General features: G+C 47.8%; 21 protein-coding genes. 11 read left to right on the top strand and 10 right to left on the bottom strand.

Annotated elements, in window-relative coordinates; translation table 11 throughout:
* Positions 1 to 30: 30 nt before the first annotated feature.
* Positions 31 to 852, bottom strand: coding sequence for a pyrroline-5-carboxylate reductase (gene proC, locus PSI15_RS06965; protein WP_273582894.1), 822 nt, complete (start codon positions 850 to 852; stop codon positions 31 to 33).
* A 30-nt stretch (positions 853 to 882) separates the two neighbouring features.
* Positions 883 to 1578, bottom strand: coding sequence for a YggS family pyridoxal phosphate-dependent enzyme (locus PSI15_RS06960; protein WP_273582893.1), 696 nt, complete (start codon positions 1576 to 1578; stop codon positions 883 to 885).
* A gap of 21 nt (positions 1579 to 1599) precedes the next feature.
* Between PSI15_RS06960 and PSI15_RS06955 the strand changes: the two genes are divergently transcribed.
* Positions 1600 to 2595 carry a type IV pilus twitching motility protein PilT gene (locus tag PSI15_RS06955; protein WP_273582892.1) on the top strand — a complete coding sequence of 332 codons (996 nt, stop codon included), beginning with the start codon at positions 1600 to 1602 and terminating at the stop codon, positions 2593 to 2595.
* A gap of 6 nt (positions 2596 to 2601) precedes the next feature.
* Here PSI15_RS06955 and ruvX read toward each other — a convergent pair whose 3' ends face one another.
* From ruvX to rsmE, 4 genes are all read right to left on the bottom strand, one after another.
* Positions 2602 to 3042: a Holliday junction resolvase RuvX gene (ruvX, locus tag PSI15_RS06950; RefSeq protein ID WP_273582891.1), complete on the bottom strand. Its 441-nt coding sequence runs from the start codon at positions 3040 to 3042 to the stop codon at positions 2602 to 2604.
* Entirely contained in the window at positions 3042 to 3605 is a 564-nt protein-coding gene (locus PSI15_RS06945) for a YqgE/AlgH family protein (protein ID WP_273582890.1), read from the bottom strand. Before PSI15_RS06945 ends, ruvX begins: the two co-directional genes overlap by 1 nt.
* Before the next feature lie 108 nt (positions 3606 to 3713).
* A complete protein-coding gene (gshB, locus tag PSI15_RS06940) occupies positions 3714 to 4673 on the bottom strand; it encodes a glutathione synthase (RefSeq protein WP_273582889.1) in 960 nt (319 codons plus the stop codon).
* A 9-nt stretch (positions 4674 to 4682) separates the two neighbouring features.
* Positions 4683 to 5414, bottom strand: coding sequence for a 16S rRNA (uracil(1498)-N(3))-methyltransferase (gene rsmE, locus PSI15_RS06935; RefSeq protein WP_273582917.1), 732 nt, complete (start codon positions 5412 to 5414; stop codon positions 4683 to 4685).
* A gap of 289 nt (positions 5415 to 5703) precedes the next feature.
* On the opposite strand from rsmE, the gene PSI15_RS06930 reads away from it, so the two are divergent.
* On the top strand, positions 5704 to 6219 hold the full coding sequence (locus PSI15_RS06930; RefSeq protein ID WP_273582888.1) for a prepilin peptidase: 516 nt from the start codon (positions 5704 to 5706) through the stop codon (positions 6217 to 6219).
* A 186-nt stretch (positions 6220 to 6405) separates the two neighbouring features.
* On the opposite strand, the gene PSI15_RS06925 is transcribed toward PSI15_RS06930, so the two are convergent.
* Positions 6406 to 7290, bottom strand: coding sequence for an MBL fold metallo-hydrolase (locus tag PSI15_RS06925; protein ID WP_273582916.1), 885 nt, complete (start codon positions 7288 to 7290; stop codon positions 6406 to 6408).
* A gap of 139 nt (positions 7291 to 7429) precedes the next feature.
* Between PSI15_RS06925 and PSI15_RS06920 the strand changes: the two genes are divergently transcribed.
* Entirely contained in the window at positions 7430 to 8350 is a 921-nt protein-coding gene (locus PSI15_RS06920; RefSeq protein ID WP_273582887.1) for a LysR family transcriptional regulator, read from the top strand.
* On the opposite strand, the gene PSI15_RS06915 is transcribed toward PSI15_RS06920, so the two are convergent.
* Positions 8327 to 9256: a LysR family transcriptional regulator gene (locus PSI15_RS06915; protein ID WP_273582886.1), complete on the bottom strand. Its 930-nt coding sequence runs from the start codon at positions 9254 to 9256 to the stop codon at positions 8327 to 8329. The genes PSI15_RS06920 and PSI15_RS06915 overlap by 24 nt on opposite strands.
* 138 nt (positions 9257 to 9394) lie before the next feature.
* On the opposite strand from PSI15_RS06915, the gene lysA reads away from it, so the two are divergent.
* The gene (gene lysA / locus PSI15_RS06910) at positions 9395 to 10678 is read left to right on the top strand and encodes a diaminopimelate decarboxylase (protein ID WP_273582915.1); all 1284 of its coding nucleotides are present in this window, start codon (positions 9395 to 9397) and stop codon (positions 10676 to 10678) included.
* An 87-nt stretch (positions 10679 to 10765) separates the two neighbouring features.
* On the opposite strand, the gene fadE is transcribed toward lysA, so the two are convergent.
* Entirely contained in the window at positions 10766 to 13213 is a 2448-nt protein-coding gene (gene fadE / locus PSI15_RS06905) for an acyl-CoA dehydrogenase FadE (RefSeq protein WP_273582885.1), read from the bottom strand.
* A gap of 256 nt (positions 13214 to 13469) precedes the next feature.
* Here fadE and lpcA point away from each other — a divergent pair, with 256 nt between their 5' ends.
* A complete protein-coding gene (gene lpcA, locus PSI15_RS06900) occupies positions 13470 to 14051 on the top strand; it encodes a D-sedoheptulose 7-phosphate isomerase (protein ID WP_273582884.1) in 582 nt (193 codons plus the stop codon).
* Positions 14052 to 14107: 56 nt separating this feature from the next.
* Positions 14108 to 14875 (top strand): class II glutamine amidotransferase, encoded by a 768-nt coding sequence (locus PSI15_RS06895; RefSeq protein ID WP_045969378.1) that lies wholly within the window; start codon positions 14108 to 14110, stop codon positions 14873 to 14875.
* Here the strand turns inward: PSI15_RS06895 and PSI15_RS06890 are convergent.
* Positions 14846 to 15553: a L,D-transpeptidase family protein gene (locus PSI15_RS06890; RefSeq protein WP_273582883.1), complete on the bottom strand. Its 708-nt coding sequence runs from the start codon at positions 15551 to 15553 to the stop codon at positions 14846 to 14848. The two genes, PSI15_RS06895 and PSI15_RS06890, sit on opposite strands and share 30 nt — an antisense overlap.
* 356 nt (positions 15554 to 15909) lie before the next feature.
* Here PSI15_RS06890 and PSI15_RS06885 point away from each other — a divergent pair, with 356 nt between their 5' ends.
* The 5 genes from PSI15_RS06885 to nqrE are packed head-to-tail and all read left to right on the top strand — an operon-like array spanning position 15910 to position 20512.
* Complete coding sequence (locus PSI15_RS06885; protein ID WP_273582882.1) at positions 15910 to 17253, top strand: Na(+)-translocating NADH-quinone reductase subunit A; 1344 nt, start codon at positions 15910 to 15912, stop codon at positions 17251 to 17253.
* 3 nt (positions 17254 to 17256) lie between these two features.
* Positions 17257 to 18495, top strand: a complete 1239-nt coding sequence (locus tag PSI15_RS06880; protein ID WP_273582881.1) for an NADH:ubiquinone reductase (Na(+)-transporting) subunit B — start codon at positions 17257 to 17259, stop codon at positions 18493 to 18495.
* Entirely contained in the window at positions 18488 to 19285 is a 798-nt protein-coding gene (locus PSI15_RS06875) for a Na(+)-translocating NADH-quinone reductase subunit C (protein WP_273582880.1), read from the top strand. The genes PSI15_RS06880 and PSI15_RS06875 overlap by 8 nt, the downstream gene beginning before the upstream one ends.
* Positions 19278 to 19907: an NADH:ubiquinone reductase (Na(+)-transporting) subunit D gene (locus PSI15_RS06870; RefSeq protein WP_045969387.1), complete on the top strand. Its 630-nt coding sequence runs from the start codon at positions 19278 to 19280 to the stop codon at positions 19905 to 19907. Before PSI15_RS06875 ends, PSI15_RS06870 begins: the two co-directional genes overlap by 8 nt.
* Before the next feature lie 8 nt (positions 19908 to 19915).
* The gene (gene nqrE / locus PSI15_RS06865; protein WP_273582879.1) at positions 19916 to 20512 is read left to right on the top strand and encodes an NADH:ubiquinone reductase (Na(+)-transporting) subunit E; all 597 of its coding nucleotides are present in this window, start codon (positions 19916 to 19918) and stop codon (positions 20510 to 20512) included.
* Positions 20513 to 20514: the final 2 nt, after the last annotated feature.

The following is a 20514-nucleotide window of genomic DNA, read 5'->3' as shown; positions in this document are numbered from 1 at the left end:
AGCAGCCCTGATTGAATTAAACCCATTGAATTAAAATAATTTTTCCATTTCCTGCGCCCGGCGGATTGCTCCCTGCATGGCACTGGACACAATCTCAGGCAGCTTGCCTTCATAAAAAATGCGCAGTGCTTCAGCCGTTGTACCGCCTTTAGATGTTACCTGCTCACGCAGGATAGCAAAAGGAAGATCTTTTTGCGTTTCAGCAAGTTTAGCTGAACCTATGGCAGCTTGCAGGACAAGTTCTCTGGCCATTTCACTGTCGAAACCCAGACGCTCTGCTTCTTGTTGCATTGATTCCATAAACAGGAAGAAATAGGCCGGGGCGCTGCCTGCTATGGCGATAATATCGTTAATCCCGTTTTCATCATTGACCCAGCAAACTTTGCCGACGCTGCCCATTAATAACTCAGCGAACTCGCGATCCGGTTGCTCAACCTGTTCCGGCGCAAACAGACCGCTGACGCCTTGCCCGATAAGCGAAGGGGTATTGGGCATGATGCGGATAATATTGAGATTATCCTGCAAAAGCGCGTAAAAACGGGAGACGGGAATACCCGCCGCGATAGAAAGCACCAGTTTGTTACTGAAATTGACGTGCGGGTGCAGTGATGTACACACTTCCGCCATCATTTGCGGTTTAACCGCCAGAACAATGACATCAGCTTGTTGCGCGTAACGAATATTATCGCTTTGGCTATTAATGCCATACTCTTTTGCCAGTACATCACGGCGGGTTGTGCTTGGCGCACAGACCGTGATGAGTTCGGCTGGGTAACCTTTTCTGACTAATCCGGCAATGATGGCATGCGCCATATTTCCTGCGCCAATAAAGGTGATTTTACGATTTTTCATGAGATAACCTCGTTGACTAATTTAAGCGCGTTATGGCCTGTACTGACGAGCCCCGAAGATGGCCGTTCCAATCCGAACCAGAGTAGAACCACAAGTAATCGCGGCGTCCATATCATCCGTCATGCCCATTGACAGCGTGTCAACGTGGGGATATTGCGCTTTGAGTGCCATAAAGGCGTGTTCCATCTGGCGAAAAACAGCTATCTGGCGTTCAATGTTGCTTTCCGGTGCAGGGATTGCCATCAATCCACGCAATGCCAGATTAGGCAACGCATTAATTGTTGCGGCCAAGTCGGGTAACGCCTCCAGCAAAATGCCGGATTTGCTCTCTTCCCCACTGATATTAATTTGGATCAGGATATTGAGCGGCGGCCGGTTTTCAGGACGTAGTTCACTTAACCGTTGGGCGATTTTTACCCTGTCAATGGTATGGCACCAAGCAAAATTTTCGGCAACCAGACGGCACTTGTTGGATTGTAACGGGCCAATAAAGTGCCAGACTAAATCGTCACGGTTGTTAAAGTGTTGGATCTTTTCCACGCCCTCCTGAACGTAATTCTCGCCAAATTCCCGCTGACCATGGGCTATGGCTTCTGCGATGGCGTCCACAGGTTTGGTTTTACTGACTGCAAGCAAGGTAATTTCTTCTGAAGAGCGCCCGCATTTTTGTGCTGCAAGGGTAATGCGGTTCCTGACATCGTGAAGATTTTGTTCGATATTGTGCATAATTGACTCAGGAGATAAAAAATGAATATGGAAAAATTAGTGTCCCTTAGTGTAAAGCATAATGCTTCCGATCTGCATCTTTGTGTCGGGCAAGTTCCGGTTTTGCGTATCAACGGGGTGTTATACCCCCAGAGACAACTGGCAGAAATTCAATCCCATTCCCTGATGGCGTGGAGTGAGGGAATATTATCGGAGGGACAGAAACAGCAGTTACAGCAGCACGGCCATGTCGACTTTGTGGTCACCATGCCGGATAAACAGCGACTCAGGGGAAATCTGTTCTATCAGCAATCGCACTTATCATTGGTATTGCGCTTGATTGCCGATAAGTGCCCGACATTGGAGCAACTCTATGCGCCTGACATTATTCAGCAGCTTATTTTGCAGGAGATGAGCGGGTTGATATTAGTGACAGGCGCAACGGGAAGCGGTAAATCCACGACGCTGGCAGCCATGATTCATGCCTTGAATAGCCAGACGTGTAAACACATCATCACGCTGGAAGACCCCATCGAATTTGTTCACCAAAGCCGCAACTGTTTGATACAGCAAAGGCAGATTGGCAAGGATGTTGCGGATTATCAAACGGCACTTAAAGGGGTATTACGGCAAGATCCTGATGTGATCCTGTTGGGCGAATTACGGGATAAAGAGACAATCCGGCTGGCGCTGACGGCGGCTGAAACGGGGCACTTGGTCTTGTCAACGCTGCATACCCGTGGAGCCATTCAGGCGGTCGATCGCTTGGTTGATGTTTTTTCCGCAGAAGAGAAAGGTTGGATTTGTAGCCAGTTGGCCGGGAGTTTAAAGGCGGTGATTTCCCAGCAACTGCTCCCGGCCAAAGACGGCGGCAGAGTGGCTGTTCATGAAGTCTTGGTCATCAATCAAGCGGTTAGCCATTTGATAAGAGAAGGCAAAAATCATCAAATAGCCTCACTTATGCAGACTGGCACTGCGGGTGGCATGCAAACTTACGAGCAAAGCCGACAACAACGCCAGTTGTCGGGATTACTATAACTGTGGCTATGACAAATTCTGTCGCTGGGTATAGTGCTGTTCAAACCAGCTTTCCAGAATAATCACCGCAGAAGCGGAATCAACCTTACCCTTATCCAGTGCCTTGTAGCCACCGTTATCAAACAGATGGGCGCGCGCTTCTACGGTGGTCAATCGCTCATCGTGCAGTTCAACCTGTACGCCGAAACGCCCGTGTATGCGATTGGCGAACTTACGGGCTTGTGCGGTGACAGGTTGCTCTGTGCCATCCATATTGAGTGGCAGACCCACGATGACCAGCTCGGGCTGCCACTCTTTAAGCAGTTTGCCAATGAGTTCCCAATTGGGGGAGCCTTCGTTGGCTTTGAAAGAGGATAATGCCCTGGCTGTACCGGTGATTTCTTGCCCGATGGCAGCGCCAATACTGCGGGTTCCGAAATCAAAGGCAATAATTGTGCGGTTTTTCATCAGGCATGTCCTGCTTGTGATGCGAGATTGGCAATATTAATTCCCAGTAAAGAAGCCGCTTCACGCCAGCGAGCAGCGATAGGGGTATTGAAAATAATGGCAGGTTCTGCGCTGACCGTCAGCCAACTGTTTTCCATAATCTCCTTTTCCAACTGACCCGTTTCCCAACTTGAATAGCCAAGGGTCATTAACACATTTTCCGGTTGGCGTGGTGTGCCCAGTGCTTCCAGCATATCTTTGGATGTGGTGAGCATGGTGTGCTCAGAAATTTGAATACTGGAACTAAAACCTGATTGTGGCGTATGTAAAATGAAACCGTGCTCCTCGGACAAGGGGCCGCCAGCCATCACTGGCCGATTGAGATTGATAGTATCGTCTCTATCTTTAGGGGTGATCTCTAACTTTTGTAAGATACTTTGGATAGAAACTCGGGCTATCGGTTTATTGATAACTAACCCCATTGCCCCATTTTGATCATGTTCGCAGATATAAACTACAGAACGATTGAAATAAGGATCAGAGAGCGAAGGCATGGCAATAAGAAAATGGTGCTGTAGATTCATGTGTTTTCTGATAATTATTTTGGCAATGTAAGAATAACGTGGCCCACAGTATGTGGGCTCTTATTATAAATGGCAAATGTTGCCCGGAAACGACCGTGATTTGGCCGATTATGCTGCCTGTTTTTCCAATCGCTTTTCGATAGCATCCATCAGCATGGCGGTAATGGAAATGTCTGGGAAAGCTGCTTCTATTTCACGTACGCAGGTTGGGCTGGTCACGTTGATCTCAGTTAACCGGTCGCCAATGATATCCAGCCCGACAAAAATTAACCCTTTCTCTTTGAGTACAGGGGCAACGGCGCGGGCAATTGCCCAGTCGCTTTCTGATAACGGGCGTGCTTCCCCGCGGCCGCCGGCGGCTAAATTACCCCGGGTTTCCCCTTGGGCGGGGATACGGGCAAGGCAGTAAGGCACAGGTTCGCCATCAACAACCAGTACGCGCTTATCGCCATCTTTAATGGCGGGCAGAAAATTTTGCGCCATGCAATAACGCTGGCCATGTTCAGTCAGCGTTTCAATAATCACGCCCACATTCGCGTCGTCTTGTTTCAAGCGGAAGATAGACGCGCCTCCCATGCCATCCAGGGGCTTAAAAATAACATCGCCATGTTTTTTATGGAATTCGCGTAAGTTTTTGGCATTGCGGGTGACGAGTGTATCGGGTGTCCATTCCGGGAACCAAGCCGTAAACAGCTTTTCGTTACAGTCGCGCAGGCTTTGCGGCTTATTGACGATCAGGCTGCCTTTGACCTCAGCGCGCTCCAGAATATAGGTCGCATAAATGTACTCAGTATCAAAAGGGGGATCTTTGCGCATCAAAATCACGTGCAAAGTATCGAGCGCGATCTCTTGCTCACCACCAAACTGATACCACTGTTGTGGATTTTCTTCTACCGTAAGTAAACGTGTGCGGGCGCGAGCTTCTCCCTGATGCAGGTAGAGATCATTCATTTCCATATAATGGATTTCCCACCCGCGTTTTTGTGCTTCCAGCAGCATGGCAAAACTAGTGTCTTTCTTGATGTTGATGGATGAAATTGGGTCCATCACGATACCGAGCTTGATCATTTTTTCTCCTTAACCCAGATCACCGAAACGCACCTGTAATGCAGTAATTGCAGTGAGTGCCGTAGTTTCTGTCCTCAGGATGCGAGGCCCTAACAGGATATCAGTAAATTGATATTTTGCTGTCATTTCTATTTCTTCGGCAGACAACCCCCCTTCAGGCCCAATCAGCAGGCGTACTTTTTCCACCGGAAGTGGGAGGGTATTGATGCTATGTTTGGCACGGGGATGCAGATTCAATTTTAGACTGCCATCGTTTTCCGCGCACCAGGTTTCAAGTGACATCACGGGGCGAATTTCAGGGAGTTGATTACGCCCGCACTGTTCACAGGCAGCAATGGCTATTTTTTTCCATTGTTGTAATTTCTTCTCTAACCTTTCTGCATCCAGTTTTACCCCACAACGTTCAGACAGGAGTGGCGTAATCGTGTTGACACCCAGTTCAACGGATTTTTGGATGGTAAATTCCATTTTTTCACCACGGGACATGACTTGCCCCAGATGCAGGTTGAGTGGGGATTCATGATCGGATAATGTGCCATCAAGAATAGCGACTTTGACGGTTTTTTTACTGGTTTCAGTGATAGTTGCATCAAAAACCTGATTACTGCCATCAAAGAGTTGCAATGCTTGCCCGTTGCCCATTCTCAGCACGCGACCAACGTGATTGGCCGCATCATCGCTCAAATAGATTTCAGTTCCTGTTGAGAGCCGTTCAGGGTGATAGATGCGGGGAATTCGCATATTTCTTCTTTCCTTCTTTTTTCCGGAGGCTTCCGGTATGGCGCAAACAGCCACATGACAACGTTGATTGATCGCCATGATAAATGAGCGCTGTTTGCGTGATCAAGTTATCTCTTGGCTTAAGCAATACAGGTTATCGCCTTGCGAGCTGGCTCGCATATTTATTTTGTCATTGCCTTTTTCGCTAAAAATCGATTGCCAATGAACGGAATAAAAAATTAATATCCACCTTGTTCTGATTGAGGTCAGGAAATAAGGAAAGAAAACAGTAACAGGGATGTTTTTATACATGGATTTTAATTTCATCACAGATGAAAAAGGAAGGGATTCTATTTTAAATAACGTCGATTATATAATAATTATGTTTTTCTGTAGCACCTTATTGTTATTGGCTGTTATCGACATTAAAACCTATTGCTTGCCGGACATTATCACGCTTCCTTTATTATGGGTGGGGCTTTTATTTAATATTGATGGTCAATGGGTTTCGATAAAAAGTGCAATATATGGCGCCATATCAGGGTATCTTTTTTTGTGGTTTTTGTATTGGTTATGTCGATATACCTTAAATAAGGAGGCAATAGGTTATGGTGATCTTAAATTAACTGCGGCAATCGGTGCATGGTTGGGGGTGGAAATGATACCCCTATTGATGCTGATGGCTTCATTATCCGGGCTGTTTGGATTTTTCATGATTAGCGTGAAAAGAAAATCCTTTCCTGAATTTATCGCATTTGGGCCTTATTTATGTTTATCTGCGATTGTATTATTAGGGGGTGGTGTTGGCAGAGATAGTATTTGGTAAGGCATAAATATTTATAAAATAGCAAAATGGATTTTGATAAAAATATTATCATAGATTAGCACAAGTGTTTTTTCTACGTTAATTAAGGTGGTATTTAATATGTTATTATAATACTGGTTTTATTTGTTGGAATTGGTGTGGTTTATACGGGCGTGACTCCCTGCAACGCCCGTGATAATTTTTAATTTACTGAGGCCACTTCATTTCACCTTTTAAGACTTTGGCACTCAGTTCAAGACTGGATTCGTCAGCAAGATCAGGGTAATGCTTTTTCATGGCGGCAATCAGCGCATTGGAATCTTTTGCTTGCGGTAACGCTTTTTCCAGTGTGGTCAGATAATTCTGGGTAAACGTCACGGAATCCAATGTCATTGAGGAATTCCCCAGATAGTGGCCGGGGACAACCGTATCAGGTTTCAGGCTCTTGATGCGATCCAAGGTTTGTAGCCAATGTTGGCGTGACGCTTTGGTCTGGGTATCGGCAATCCAGACATGAATATTGTCAGAAACCGTCACACCACCCACAACCGCTTTCAATTTAGGCACCCAGACAAAAGTACGATCGGCGGCAGGGCCATTTAAACCTTCAACAATCAGTTTTTCACCATCAACAGTGAAGGCGTTTCCTTGCAAGGGTTCTGGTACGACGATCTTTTTGGGGGCCTGATCAGCAAGAATGCCGCCCCAATAAGCCAGCTTACCGTCTTTGGTTGCATTGATCGCTTTGATGGTTTCCGGTGAGGCAATGACTTTGGCGTCAGGGAAAGCGTCGGTGATCACATCAAGGCCAAAGTAAAAATCGGGATCAGACTGGCTGATATAGATCGTTGTCAGTTTTTTGCCTGTTTGCTGGATCATGTTGACCAACGCTTGGGCATCATTTTTCTTAAATTGGGCATCGATCAGAACAACTTCATGATCACCACTGATAATTTCAGAAGAGACGGGGAAGATGCCTTTTTCACCTGGATTGTAGATATCCAACTTGAGATCAGCGGCTTGAGCCAGTGATGCCATTCCCAAAGAAAGGATCACTGCCAGAGCGGTATTTAATGTTGTTTTGCGGGTCATCATCGAATTCCTGTATCAAAATGCGTGTGTGCTTGAATGACAGGTATAATAAGTTGCATATTTCGATTTAAAAACCGCATAATCAGCAACTATTTGTTGCATAAATCGAGCTAATTAAGGCGAAAATAGGTTGGCTGAAATGGATAGGATCACAGCAGCACAAGTGTTTGTGACGATTGTTGAGCAAGGCAGCCTCATTGCGGCAGCGGAGCGGTTGGATATGTCGAGAGCCATGGTATCGCGATATTTAGCTGAGATGGAAAAATGGTCGGGCGTTCGCTTATTGCATCGTACGACACGTAAAATTGGCCTGACGTCAGCGGGAGAGAGTGTTTATCAACGCAGCCTTAAATTAATGGAATTGGCAGAAGATATGCCTGTGCAGCAATCTTTGGAAGCGCAAACCCTGAGTGGATTGTTGCGCGTCAGCTGTTCCCAGTCGTTGGGCATGAGTGCACTGGCGGTTGCCATTCCTGAATTTATGCGGATATATCCACATATTGCCGTCAATCTGCAAATGGATAATAGGGTTGTCAATTTGGTCGAAGAACGTGTTGATTTGGCGATCCGGATTACCAATAATCTGGAGCCAAACCTGATTGCCCGTCCATTATCGACTTGCCATTCCGTTGTTTGTGCCGCGCCATCTTATTTAGCGGGAAAATCGCTTCCCAAAAACCCTGCGGATTTAACCCTGCATAACTGCCTGACCTATAACTTTTTCGGTAAGAGTTTATGGGGATTTGAAAAGCAGCATGAGCACTATTCAGTACCGGTCAGTGGTACGTTAAGTGCCAATGAATCTACCGTATTAATGGAGGCCGCTTTGCAGGGGGCAGGAATTGCCATGCAGCCTTACTATTCTGTGGCTTCTTATCTGGTGTCAGGGCAGTTAGTGGAACTGCTACCTGATTATCAACCTCAGGCAATGGGGATCTATGGTATTTATGCCAGCCGCCAGAATATGCCGGCGACGTTGCGGGCGTTGCTGGATTTTCTGGTGGATTGGTTTGCCACATCACCTCACTGGCAACAATTAATGTTGAAACGCGGATGCTAATTTTTCGGCAAATAGCGCCGCCTGTTGTTTTAAATGCGTAATAAAAGCCTCAACGGGTTCTGAGGAGGGGCGATGGATGGGCTTGATTAAACTGACGGTGAATGGAATGTCGATACTGAATGGACGCAGGCAAATTTTTGCGTTGCTAGCCAAATAATCCAGGGCAGTCAGCGGGTTGACGATGGATATGCCAATGCCTTCATTAATCATGGCACAAATGGAGGCGGCGCTGTGGGTTTCCATCACCATCTTGCGCTTGACCTGATGCTCAGTAAAGAGGGCATCAATGAGTTGCCGATAACTGTCTGTGACTGACAGGCTGATAAATTTTTGCTGGTGAAAATCTGCCAGCGTCAGTTGTGATTTTTGACCGAGTGGGTGATTAAGGGGTAAGACACAAACTTCATTTAAGGTTATCAACGTCTCCCGCTCAGTACCTGCCGGTGTCTGTAAATGTTCAGTTAAGCCAATATCATAGCGCTGTGCTGAAAGCCACTCTTCCAACAGGGGAGACTCTTGCGGAATAATGGTCAGCTTGGCTTCGGGATAGTGTTCGATAAAGCTGCAACAGGCTTTTGGCAGCAGAGATTGGGAGAACATGGGCAGGCAGGCGATGGACAATTGTGCCTGTTCAAATTGCCGGATGCTGTCAGCCGCATTGATGATCCTTTCCAGACCATAGTAAGAGCGCTGTACCTCGTCAAACAGGCGTAAGCCTTGGGCGGTGGGAAACAGGCGCCCTTTAATCCGGTCAAATAATTTAAATTTCAATAATTGTTCAAGGCGTGCCAGTTCACGGCTGACGGTTGGTTGGGAAGTTTTCAGTAATAACGCGGCATCCGTTAAATTTTTGGTGGTCATTACCGCATGGAAAATTTCAATGTGCCGCCATGAGCAGGAGTGCATAGATTTGTCTCTTTGAGTAAAAAACAGGCATAACGATATCACAAATGAATAGATTATGGCTAAATGGATATTTTTCTTCCTGCCTTATTATTGCCAATAATGAAGGATCTGCTGATTTTGTGAGGTGCTTCAATGACTATGCCGACTTTTACTCATGCGACTTCTACTCACGGTTTGGGGGAACCTTTTACTCCTGAAAATCTGCTCCGTTTAGCGAGCCAGTATGGAACGCCATTATGGCTTTATGATGGTGACAGCATCATCAGGCAAATCAAAAAATTAAGCCAGTTTGATGTGATTCGGTTTGCACAAAAAGCGTGTTCCAATACCCATATTTTACGCTTGATGAGAGAACAGGGCGTGAAAGTTGATGCGGTATCGTTGGGTGAAATCGAACGGGCGTTGTATGCAGGTTTTAAGGGCGGGCGTGATAAAGCAGACATTGTGTTCACGGCGGATGTGATTGATGAGGCAACCTTGGCGCGTGTCATTGAGCTGGATATTCCGGTCAATGCCGGCTCTATTGATATGCTGGCACAAATTGGCGGGCGTCAGCCGGGGCATCCGGTTTGGTTACGCATCAATCCCGGATTTGGCCACGGGCATAGCCAAAAGGTGAATACCGGGGGGGAAAATAGCAAGCACGGGATCTGGTTTCAGGATCTCCCTCTGGCAATGGAAAAAATTCATCAATATGGCTTGAAGCTGGTGGGGCTGCATATGCACATTGGTTCAGGGGTGGATTATCAGCACCTCTCCAACGTGTGTAATGCCATGGTGGAGCAAGTCATTCTGTGCGGAGAAGATATTCAGGCTATTTCAGCGGGTGGTGGTCTATCAATTCCCTATAAAATCGGTGAGGAATCAGTAGATACCGAACATTATTATAGCTTGTGGCATGAAGCCCGCCAGCGTATTGAGCAGCATTTGGGGCATCACGTTGAGCTGGAAATTGAACCCGGCCGTTTTCTGGTGGCTGAGTCAGGTATCCTGATGGCGGAAGTCCGGGCGGTGAAATCGATGGGCAATCGGCACTATGTGCTGGTGGATGCCGGTTTCAATGAGTTAATGCGCCCGGCAATGTATGGCAGTTATCACCATATTTCGGTATTGTCGGCCAATGCGCTGTCTTCAACTGCACCTCCAACGGCTTTATTAGAAACCATTGTTGCGGGGCCGCTATGTGAATCGGGTGATGTGTTTACCCAGTTAGAAGGCGGGGAGGTCGTACCCCGCATGTTGCCCCGCGTTGAGGTCGGGGATTATCTGATTTTTCACGATACGGGAGCTTACGGCGCTTCGATGTCTTCGAATTATAATAGCCGTCCTTTGATCCCTGAGATTTTGTTTACCGGGGGAGAAGCCCGTTTGATTCGTCGTCGCCAGACAATCGCAGAGTTGTTAGCGCTGGAATCCATTTAATTAAATACAGGTAATAAAATACGGGGCGTTTTAGGTCCCCGTATCTTAGCCTCTCTGTTTGGGATTAATCAGGTTTTCCGGTCAGCATCAGGCGGCTTTATTTTGACGCTGACTGTCAGGCTTTTTTGCTGAATTGGGCACAGCAAATGCGTCAGGTTCAAATTCATCGACATTGATTGAACGCAGCCGGCTGCTTTCCGCCCGTTGCAGGATATCCGCTTCTTCCTGCGAGATTTTATGCTCTGCCAAGGCGTGTTCAGCTAATTCATCTAAGCGTGTGAAACTCAGTTTTTTACCGGCTTCACGGCTCAAGCGGGCATGGATTGGCTCTGCGGCGATGATATCGTGCAAGGCCTCTTCCAGTAACCCGTGAGGATTGTGTTCGCTGGGTGTCAGGTATTGCCCACGCCCAATCCGGCTACGGGTGGCGCAAGGGGTTTGTAATAACTGCGCCAGCTTGTGATCCAATTTATCAGATGGTGCGGTATGCCCACGACCCAATGGGAAGACAATCACCCGCATTAAACCGGCAACCAAACGGTTAGGGAAATTGCGCAGCAAATCATTCATGGCCTGTTCAGCCTGATTCAGGCTGTCTTCGACTGCCCATTGCACCAACGGCAAATCTTCTTTCTGGCGTCCTTCATCTTCATAGCGTTTCAAGGCGGCAGAGGCTAGGAAGATTTGGCTCAGCATATCCCCCAGACGCGCTGAAATACGTTCACGGCGTTTCAGGCTACCGCCCAATACGCCCATGGAAACATCAGAGAGCAGGGCAAGGTTGGCACTTAAGCGATTGATCTGTTGGTAGTAACGGCGAGTCGCATCCTTGACTGGTGAACGGCTGGTTCTGCCTTTGGTTATACCAAGCCACAAGCTGCGCAGGGTGTTGCTGGCAACATGGCCCAAATGACCAAACAGCGCCTTGTCAAAGCCTTTCACATTGTTGCTTTCTGCTGCGGCGATTTCAGCCAGCACATAAGGATGGCAGCGGATAGCACCCTGACCAAAGATGATCATGCTCCGCGTCAGAATATTTGCACCTTCAACGGTGATAGCAATGGGTGCCCCCTGATAGCCACGGGCCAGGAAGTTGGATGGGCCAAGGCAGATACCTTTACCGCCGGCAATATCCATCGCATCAATGATGGAACGTTGACCTCTGTGCGTGCAGTGGTATTTCACGATGGCAGACAGAACCGCTGGTTTTTCGCCTAACATGATACCGCTGGTAATTATCGTTGCGGCTGCATCCATCAGATAAGCGTTACCCGCGATACGCGCCAACGGCTCCTCGATGCCTTCCATGTTCCCGATAGGTAGCTTGAACTGACGGCGAATGTAGGAATACGCACCGATTGCCATCGCCGCACTTTTTAATCCCCCGGTTGCATTAGATGGCAGGGTAATGCCACGGCCGACAGACAGACACTCAACCAGCATCCGCCAGCCTTGGCCCGCCATTTTCGGCCCGCCAATGATGTAATCGATAGGGACGAAAATATCTTTACCACGGGTTGGACCGTTCTGGAATGGGATATTCAGGGGGAAATGGCGGTGACCAATTTCAACGCCCGGCGTATTGGTAGGGATCAACGCACAGGTAATGCCCAGTGATTCAGTATCACCAAGCAGATGCTCCGGATCATACAGTTTAAAGGCCAATCCCAAAACGGTAGCGATAGGCGCGAGGGTAATGTAACGCTTATTCCAGTTCAGGCGCATACCCAGCACTTGTTCGCCTTGCCATTCACCCATGCAGACCACGCCTGTATCGGGGATCGCCCCGGCATCCGAACCGGCTTCGGGGCTGGTCAGGGCAAAGCAAGGGATCTCTTCACCACGGGCAAGGCCCGGCAAATAATGTTTTTTCTGTTCATCCGTGCCGTAATGTTGCAGCAATTCACCCGGCCCTAAAGAGTTAGGTACGCCAACCGTAATAGCCAGAATTCCCGATACGCCAGCCAGTTTTTGCAACACCTGAGATTGCGCGTAAGCGGAGAATTCCAGACCACCATATTCTTTCTTGATGATCATAGCAAAGAAGCGGTGTTCTTTCAGGTAGGCCCAAAGTTCGGGGGGTAAGTCCGCTAATTCATGGGTGATTTGGAAATCATTCGCCATGCGGCAGGCTTCTTCGACCGGACCATCAATAAAGGCTTGTTCTTCGGCCGTTAACTGCGGCTTGGGATAGTTATGCAGTTTTTGCCAGTCAGGGTTACCGCGGAATAAATCACCTTCCCACCATGTGGTGCCTGCATCAATGGCTTCTTTCTCGGTGGTGGACATGCTTGGCATCACCTTACGGAAGGCTTTGAGGCCGGGCGCAGAGAACAGAGAAATACGTACCGGGGTAAAGACCAGCGGGAATAGGACAATAACGAGGGGTAACAGCAACCAGTAACTCCAGAGGCCAGTGATGCCCATCACGAAAGTATAGGCAACAAGCAGTAAGCTACTCAGAGTCAGGCTGACTTTGTGGTAACAAAGCCCGCCAATCAAGACTAAAAATAAAATAATGCTGAAAGCGGTCATAGTAAAACTCCTGTAAATCTCAGGTTGAGTTGTCAGAGGTCTGACCTGTTGTCGGTGTCCTTCTTTTTAGATGAGTAAAACGTATTTATCAATATGATTACATCTTAATTACAATCTAGCTCACAAAGTCATTTCAGTTTTGCCAACGATAATTCTCTCAAGCTGTGATGACATCTTCTTTCAGGGTGGGGAATCCGTTACACTGGATGGCTGACATTATTAATCCCCCCGAAGACTTTTCAGGAGTATGCGTTCCATGTATCAAGAACTGATCCGCAGTGAATTATCCGAAGCCGCAGATACGTTGGCTAACTTCCTCAAAAATGACGCAAATATTGATGCTATTCAAAAAGCCGCGGTTTTACTGGCGGATTCATTCAAGGCTGGGGGAAAAGTGCTTTCCTGTGGTAATGGGGGATCGCATTGTGACGCCATGCATTTTGCGGAAGAGTTGACCGGCCGCTACCGTGAAAATCGTCCGGGCTATCCGGCCATTGCGATTTCTGATCCCAGCCACTTATCTTGCGTGAGCAATGACTTTGGCTATGATTATGTTTTTTCCCGCTATGTTGAAGCCCTCGGCCAGCAAGGTGATGTATTGCTGGGAATTTCGACTTCAGGAAACTCTGGTAATATTATTAAAGCGGTTGAAGCCGCTCGTGCCAAAGGAATGAAAGTCATTACGCTGACGGGCAAGGATGGTGGAAAAATGGCAGGAACGGCAGATGTTGAAATTCGGGTACCTCATTTTGGTTATGCAGATCGTATTCAGGAAATCCACATCAAAGTCATTCATATCTTGATTCAATTGGTTGAAAAAGAAATGGTAACAGCCTGATTATTGTTTATCAGGCATCGTTGTCAGAAGTAGGTAGAGGTAGGTAGGGGTAGGCAATGTGTGAATTACTTGGCATGAGCGCCAACGTGCCAACAGATATCGTTTTTAGTCTGAGTGGATTAATTCAGCGTGGCGGACATACCGGTCCGCATAAGGACGGCTGGGGAGTGACTTTTTATGAGGGATTGGGATACCGAACGTTTAAAGATCACCAATCCAGTTGTCATTCCCCTGTGGCTCAATTTGTCCAAGGCTATCCGATCAAATCAGAAGTGATTGTGGCTCATATTCGTCAGGCAAACAGCGGTAATGTTTCTCTGGTTAATACCCATCCATTTACCCGTGAGCTGTGGGGAAGATATTGGACCTATGCCCACAATGGCCAACTTAAGGGATTCAATAAGCTGAGAACAGGAAGTTATCGACCGGTTGGTGAGACGGACAGCGAATGGGCATTTTGCTGGATACTGCACCAATTATCATTGAAATATCCCAAGCGGCCGACCCATTGGCCTGCGGTATTTAAATTTATCGCCTCGCTGGCGGAGCAGCTAAGGGAGAAAGGGGTTTTCAATATGCTGTTGTCAGATGGGCAGTTTGTCATGGCGTATTGCTCGACTCAATTGCATTGGATTACCCGCCGTGCGCCTTTCGGCAGGGCTAAATTACTTGATCAGGATGTGGAAATTGATTTCCAGCAGCACACTCAGCGAGGGGATGTTGTGTCAGTGATTGCCACCCAACCTTTAACCGGAAATGAAGTTTGGCAGCGTATTGAATCCGGTGACTATGCCCTATTTCATCTTGGAGAGAGAATAGCCTGATTCATTGTTCCAAAAGGATGAAGGGTTTTTGGGTTTCATATTAATCGCATATTGCCCGCCTATTACGCTGACAGTCGCTGGAATGCTATTTTGGGCAAAATACTGATAGGCGGGCTGCAATTGCTTCCAAAATGAATAATTATCGTTATTCTGGTGCCGCCTCATATTTTTCCGGGTCATCCTGAAAGGATAAATATTGATTTTAATTTCATGTTGTCCATGATGCAGGGCACTTTCCACATACTGGTATATTTCATCCATGTAGCGATTGGTCATGGCATAACAGCCAATGGATTTACATGCACCATGAATCATTAAATGACTGCCGGAATATCCTCTGGATTTATCAAACTCATTAGGAAACCCCAGATTTATGGCGCGATAATAGCGACTATCCGGTTTTAATTGCTTGAGGCTAATAGCGTAAAACCCTTCCGGACTTTTGAAATCACCTTTCAGCGTTTTTGGGCCAAGCCCGCCAGAGTAACGACAAATCGGGTAGCTTTGGGTCAATTGATAATGGCCAGTTCTGTCTTGTGTATAAATCTCAAGGCGTTTTTCTTCTTTGAATATTTGAATGAAAATCCTGGCGCCAATCCGTTCCAGTGCCCCGGCAGAACCCGCAGAAAGGGGCACAGGCAATAGGCTTAATGCAAAACCAAAAAGCATTCTTTTCATAGCATAACCAGACAGTTTGATGAAATATCGGCGACAGGGTTGTCATTTTTGGGACGAAAATTTTGCGGCAAAAAATAGTGAGTCAAAGATAGCAGTGATGTCCTGTCATTGTGAAGCCTTTTTGGTCACGAATTGAGCTATTGTAGAGAAAAGCGATGAAAGTATTCGCCTTTCCCGAGCAGTTAACAGTTCAGTAAAGAAATTATTTTTATTTGCTTGAGCTAAGTCACTTGATTAATCAGACAGTCAGGGGGGGAGATGCTAGAATGACCTCCGCGAAAATGATGCATTACCCAAGGGAATACCGCAAGGTAATCTGTAGTCTATGATTTAACTGATAAACTTGTGCAAATCTTATGATTAAAATTAAAAAAGGACTCGACCTCCCGATCGCAGGAGCGCCTGCCCAAGTTATAGAAGATGGTCCGACAATTCGCCACGTTGCTTTACTGGGTGAAGAATATGTTGGAATGCGTCCTTCTATGCTGGTTAAGGAAGGTGAGCATGTCAAAAAAGGGCAAATGCTTTTTGAAGATAAGAAAAATCCAGGGGTTGTTTTTACCAGTCCCGCCAGCGGGAAAGTGATAACCATTGGTCGTGGTGAACGTCGTGTCTTGCAATCTGTCGTCATTGAAGTCAGTGGTGATGAGAAAGTCACGTTTGATCGCTATGAGCATGCTGAACTTGCTGGCCTGAGTCGTGAACAGGTAGAAAAAAATCTGTTGGCGTCAGGGCTGTGGACAGCATTGCGTACCCGTCCTTTCAGTCGTTCCCCTGCTCCCGGTTCCACACCAAAGGCAATCTTTGTTACGGCAATGGATACGCAGCCACTGGCGGCTGATCCACTTGTTGTTATTGCAACCCAAGAAGAGGCTTTTGTTGATGGCCTGAATGTCCTGTCGAAATTGACAGAGGGGAAAATCCACGTCTGCCACGGTGCCGGAACTATCCCGACAGCAGGAAATAACGCCCAAATCACCTATAACCAGTTTGTTGGCCCCCACCCCGCGGGTTTAGTCGGTACTCACATTCATTTCATTGAACCTGTCAGTGCTCAAAAAAGGGTATGGCATCTGGGTTATCAGGATGTTATTGCCATCGGTAAACTGTTTACCACCGGCGAGCTTTACACTGATCGTGTGGTCTCTCTGGCCGGCCCGCAGGTGAAATCTCCACGCTTAGTACGTACCCGATTGGGCGCTGATTTGCTGGAATTGACCCAGAATCAGCTAAAAGAGGGTGAAAACCGGATTGTTTCGGGTTCCGTACTGTATGGCATGAGATCCGATGACGCACGCCATTATCTTGGCCGTTTCCATACGTTAGTTTCTGTGCTGGCAGAAGGTCGGGAAAAAGAGCTGTTCGGTTGGATCGCGCCGGGCGTTAATAAGTTCTCCATTACCCGCACCACCATCGGTCACTTCCTGAAAAAGAAACGCTTTGCTTTCTCCACCACGACCTATGGCGGGGAACGTTCTATGGTGCCGATTGGCAACTATGAGCGGGTAATGCCACTGGATATTATGGCAACCCACCTGCTGCGTGATTTGCTGGCAGGTGATAGTGACAGTGCTCAGGCGCTGGGTTGTCTGGAGCTGGATGAAGAAGATTTGGCATTATGTACCTATGTTTGCCCCGGCAAATATGAGTACGGTCCGGTACTGCGTGACGTGCTGACTAAGATTGAGCAGGAAGGGTAATTCATGGGCCTGAAAAATTTATTTGAAAAAGTAGAGCACCACTTTGAGGCCGGTGGCAAGCTGGAAAAGTATTATCCTCTCTATGAGGCAGTGAGCACCGTTTTCTATACGCCGGGCACCGTGACAAAAGGCAGTGCCCACGTCCGTGATGCCATTGATCTCAAGCGCATGATGATCTTGGTGTGGTTATCGGTTTTCCCTGCCATGTTCTGGGGAATGTATAACGTCGGCAATCAGGCGCTACCTGCCCTGACTCATTTATATAATGGCGATGCCTTACAGCAGATTTTGGCTTCTGATTGGCATTACGTCTTTGCCCAGTATCTGGGGGCATCGTTAACACCCGATGCGGGGTGGGGCAGCAAGATGTTGCTGGGAGCAACCTACTTCCTGCCAATTTATGCAGTTGTTTTTATCGTGGGGGGATTTTGGGAAGTCTTATTTGCCATTATCCGCAAACATGAAATTAACGAAGGCTTCTTTGTTAGCTCCATTCTGTTTGCCCTGATTGTTCCCCCCACACTGCCATTATGGCAGGCGGCTCTGGGGATTACTTTCGGTGTGGTGATTGCGAAAGAAATCTTTGGCGGAACAGGGCGTAACTTCCTTAACCCCGCCCTGGCTGGTCGTGCTTTCCTGTTTTTTGCTTATCCGGCTCAGATCTCAGGTGATTTGGTCTGGACTGCGGCGGATGGTTTCTCTGGCGCAACGCCTTTGTCCCAATGGGCATCCGCAGGCAGCCATGGCCTGATGAATACCCTTACCGGGCAGCCAATCACTTGGATGGACGCTTTTCTTGGTAACATTCCCGGCTCCGTGGGGGAAGTCTCCACGTTGATGATTTTCATCGGGGGGGCCATCATTCTGTTTGCTCGTATCGCGTCATGGCGCATCGTTGCCGGTGTGATGATCGGGATGATTGCCATGTCTTACCTGTTTAATGCAATTGGCTCTAACACTAACCCGATGTTCGCCATGCCGTGGTACTGGCATATGGTTCTGGGTGGCTTCGCTTTCGGTATGATCTTTATGGCGACTGACCCGGTATCTGCGGCGTTTACGGATAAAGGGAAATGGGCATACGGTATCCTGATCGGTGTGATGTGCACCTTGATTAGGGTTGTCAACCCAGCGTACCCGGAAGGAATGATGTTGGCGATCTTGTTCGCTAACCTGTTCGCGCCACTGTTTGATTATCTGGTCGTACAGGCCAACATTAAGCGGAGAAAAGCCCGTGGCTAATGATAATAAACCCAAAAATAATGATAGCGTCGGCAGAACATTCCTCGTGGTTTTTGTGCTGTGCCTTGTCTGTTCCATTGTGGTTGCAGGATCTGCCGTCGGTTTGAAAGCGCAGCAGCAGGAACAAAAATTGCTGGATAAGCAGCGTAATATTCTGGATGTGGCTGGTTTGCTCAAACCTGACATGACCGCCGCCGAAATCAACGAAACCTATCGCAGCCGTATTCAACCTGAATTGCTGGATTTGGCAACCGCCACGCTGAAAAAAAGCGCTGGCCATTTTGACCTGAATAATGCCTTGCGCAGTGATGAAACCAGTATGGCTTTGCCACCAGAGCAGGATCTGGCAAAAATCCGCCGCCGTGCCAATATGGCAGAAATCTATCGGGTTAAGGATGAAAGCGGCAAAACGACCGAACTGGTTCTGCCCATATACGGTTCTGGCCTGTGGTCAGTGATGTATGCCTTTATTTCCATTGACATAGATGGTGTCACATCCCACGGCATCTCTTACTACTCGCATGGTGAAACCCCAGGTTTGGGGGGGGAGGTGGATAACCCCCAATGGCGCAAGCAGTGGGTAGGCAAAAAACTCTATAACCCGCAGGGTGTCCCAGCCCTTAAGATCATCCGTGGTGGTGCCGGGGATAACCCTTATGGCGTCGATGGCCTGTCCGGAGCGACCCTGACTTCTAACGGTATTCAACATATGTTTGATTTCTGGCTGGGGGATAACGGTTTTGGTCCGTTCCTGAAAAAAGTACGTGAGGGAGCCTTGAAAGATGGCTGATAGTAAAGAGATAAAACGCGTCCTGCTGGGGCCGCTGTTTGATAATAACCCAATTGCATTGCAGGTCTTGGGGGTTTGTTCCGCGCTGGCGGTGACCACTAAACTGGAAACTGCGCTGGTCATGACCCTTGCGGTGACACTGGTCACCGCGTTCTCCAGCTTTTTCATTTCACTGATCCGTAACTACATTCCCGGCAGTGTGCGGATCATTGTCCAGATGGCGATCATTGCCTCGCTGGTGATCGTCGTAGACCAGATCCTGCGCGCTTATGCCTATGAAATCTCCAAACAGCTCTCGGTGTTTGTGGGGCTTATCATCACGAACTGTATTGTCATGGGGCGTGCTGAAGCTTATGCCATGAAAGCGCCACCGATTGAAAGTTTTATGGATGGTATCGGCAATGGCTTGGGCTATGGTGTCATCCTGTTGCTGGTGGGTTTCTTGCGTGAACTGTTTGGCTCAGGGAAATTGTTCGGTATGACGGTGCTGGAATCAGTCAAAAATGGCGGTTGGTATCAACCTAATGGCCTATTCCTGCTGGCACCGAGTGCCTTCTTCATTATTGGTATGCTGATTTGGGGTTTGCGGACTCTGAAACCTGCGCAGGTTGAGAAGGAGTAACAAACAAAATGGAGCATTATATTAGTTTGTTTGTCCGCGCCGTTTTTATCGAGAATATGGCGTTATCTTTCTTCCTCGGTATGTGTACGTTTTTGGCGGTATCAAAGAACGTTAAGACGGCTTTTGGCCTGGGTGTCGCGGTCACCGTGGTATTGGGCATTTCCGTTCCGGCCAATAACCTCGTCTACAATCTGGTGCTGCGTGACGGCGCCTTGGTGGATGGGGTGGATTTGAGCTTCCTGAACTTCATTACCTTTATCGGGGTTATTGCGGCACTGGTACAGATCCTGGAAATGATCTTAGACCGTTATGTTCCGGCACTTTACAACGCGCTGGGCATTTTCCTGCCGTTGATTACGGTGAACTGTGCCATTTTCGGTGGCGTTTCATTTATGGCACAGCGTGACTATAACTTCAGCGAGTCCATCGTATACGGTTTCGGTTCAGGCATGGGCTGGATGCTGGCCATTGTTCTGATGGCGGCTATCCGTGAAAAATTGAAATATGCGGATGTTCCGGCAGGTCTGAAAGGATTGGGGATCACCTTTGTCACCACTGGCTTGATGGCATTGGGCTTTATGTCCTTCTCCGGTGTGCAGCTCTAAAG

The sequence above is a fragment of the Xenorhabdus sp. PR6a genome (assembly GCF_028599065.1).
GTDB lineage: Bacteria > Pseudomonadota > Gammaproteobacteria > Enterobacterales > Enterobacteriaceae > Xenorhabdus > Xenorhabdus doucetiae.
Note: the sequence above shows the minus strand (reverse complement) of the source record. Positions and strands in the feature narration are given on the sequence as shown.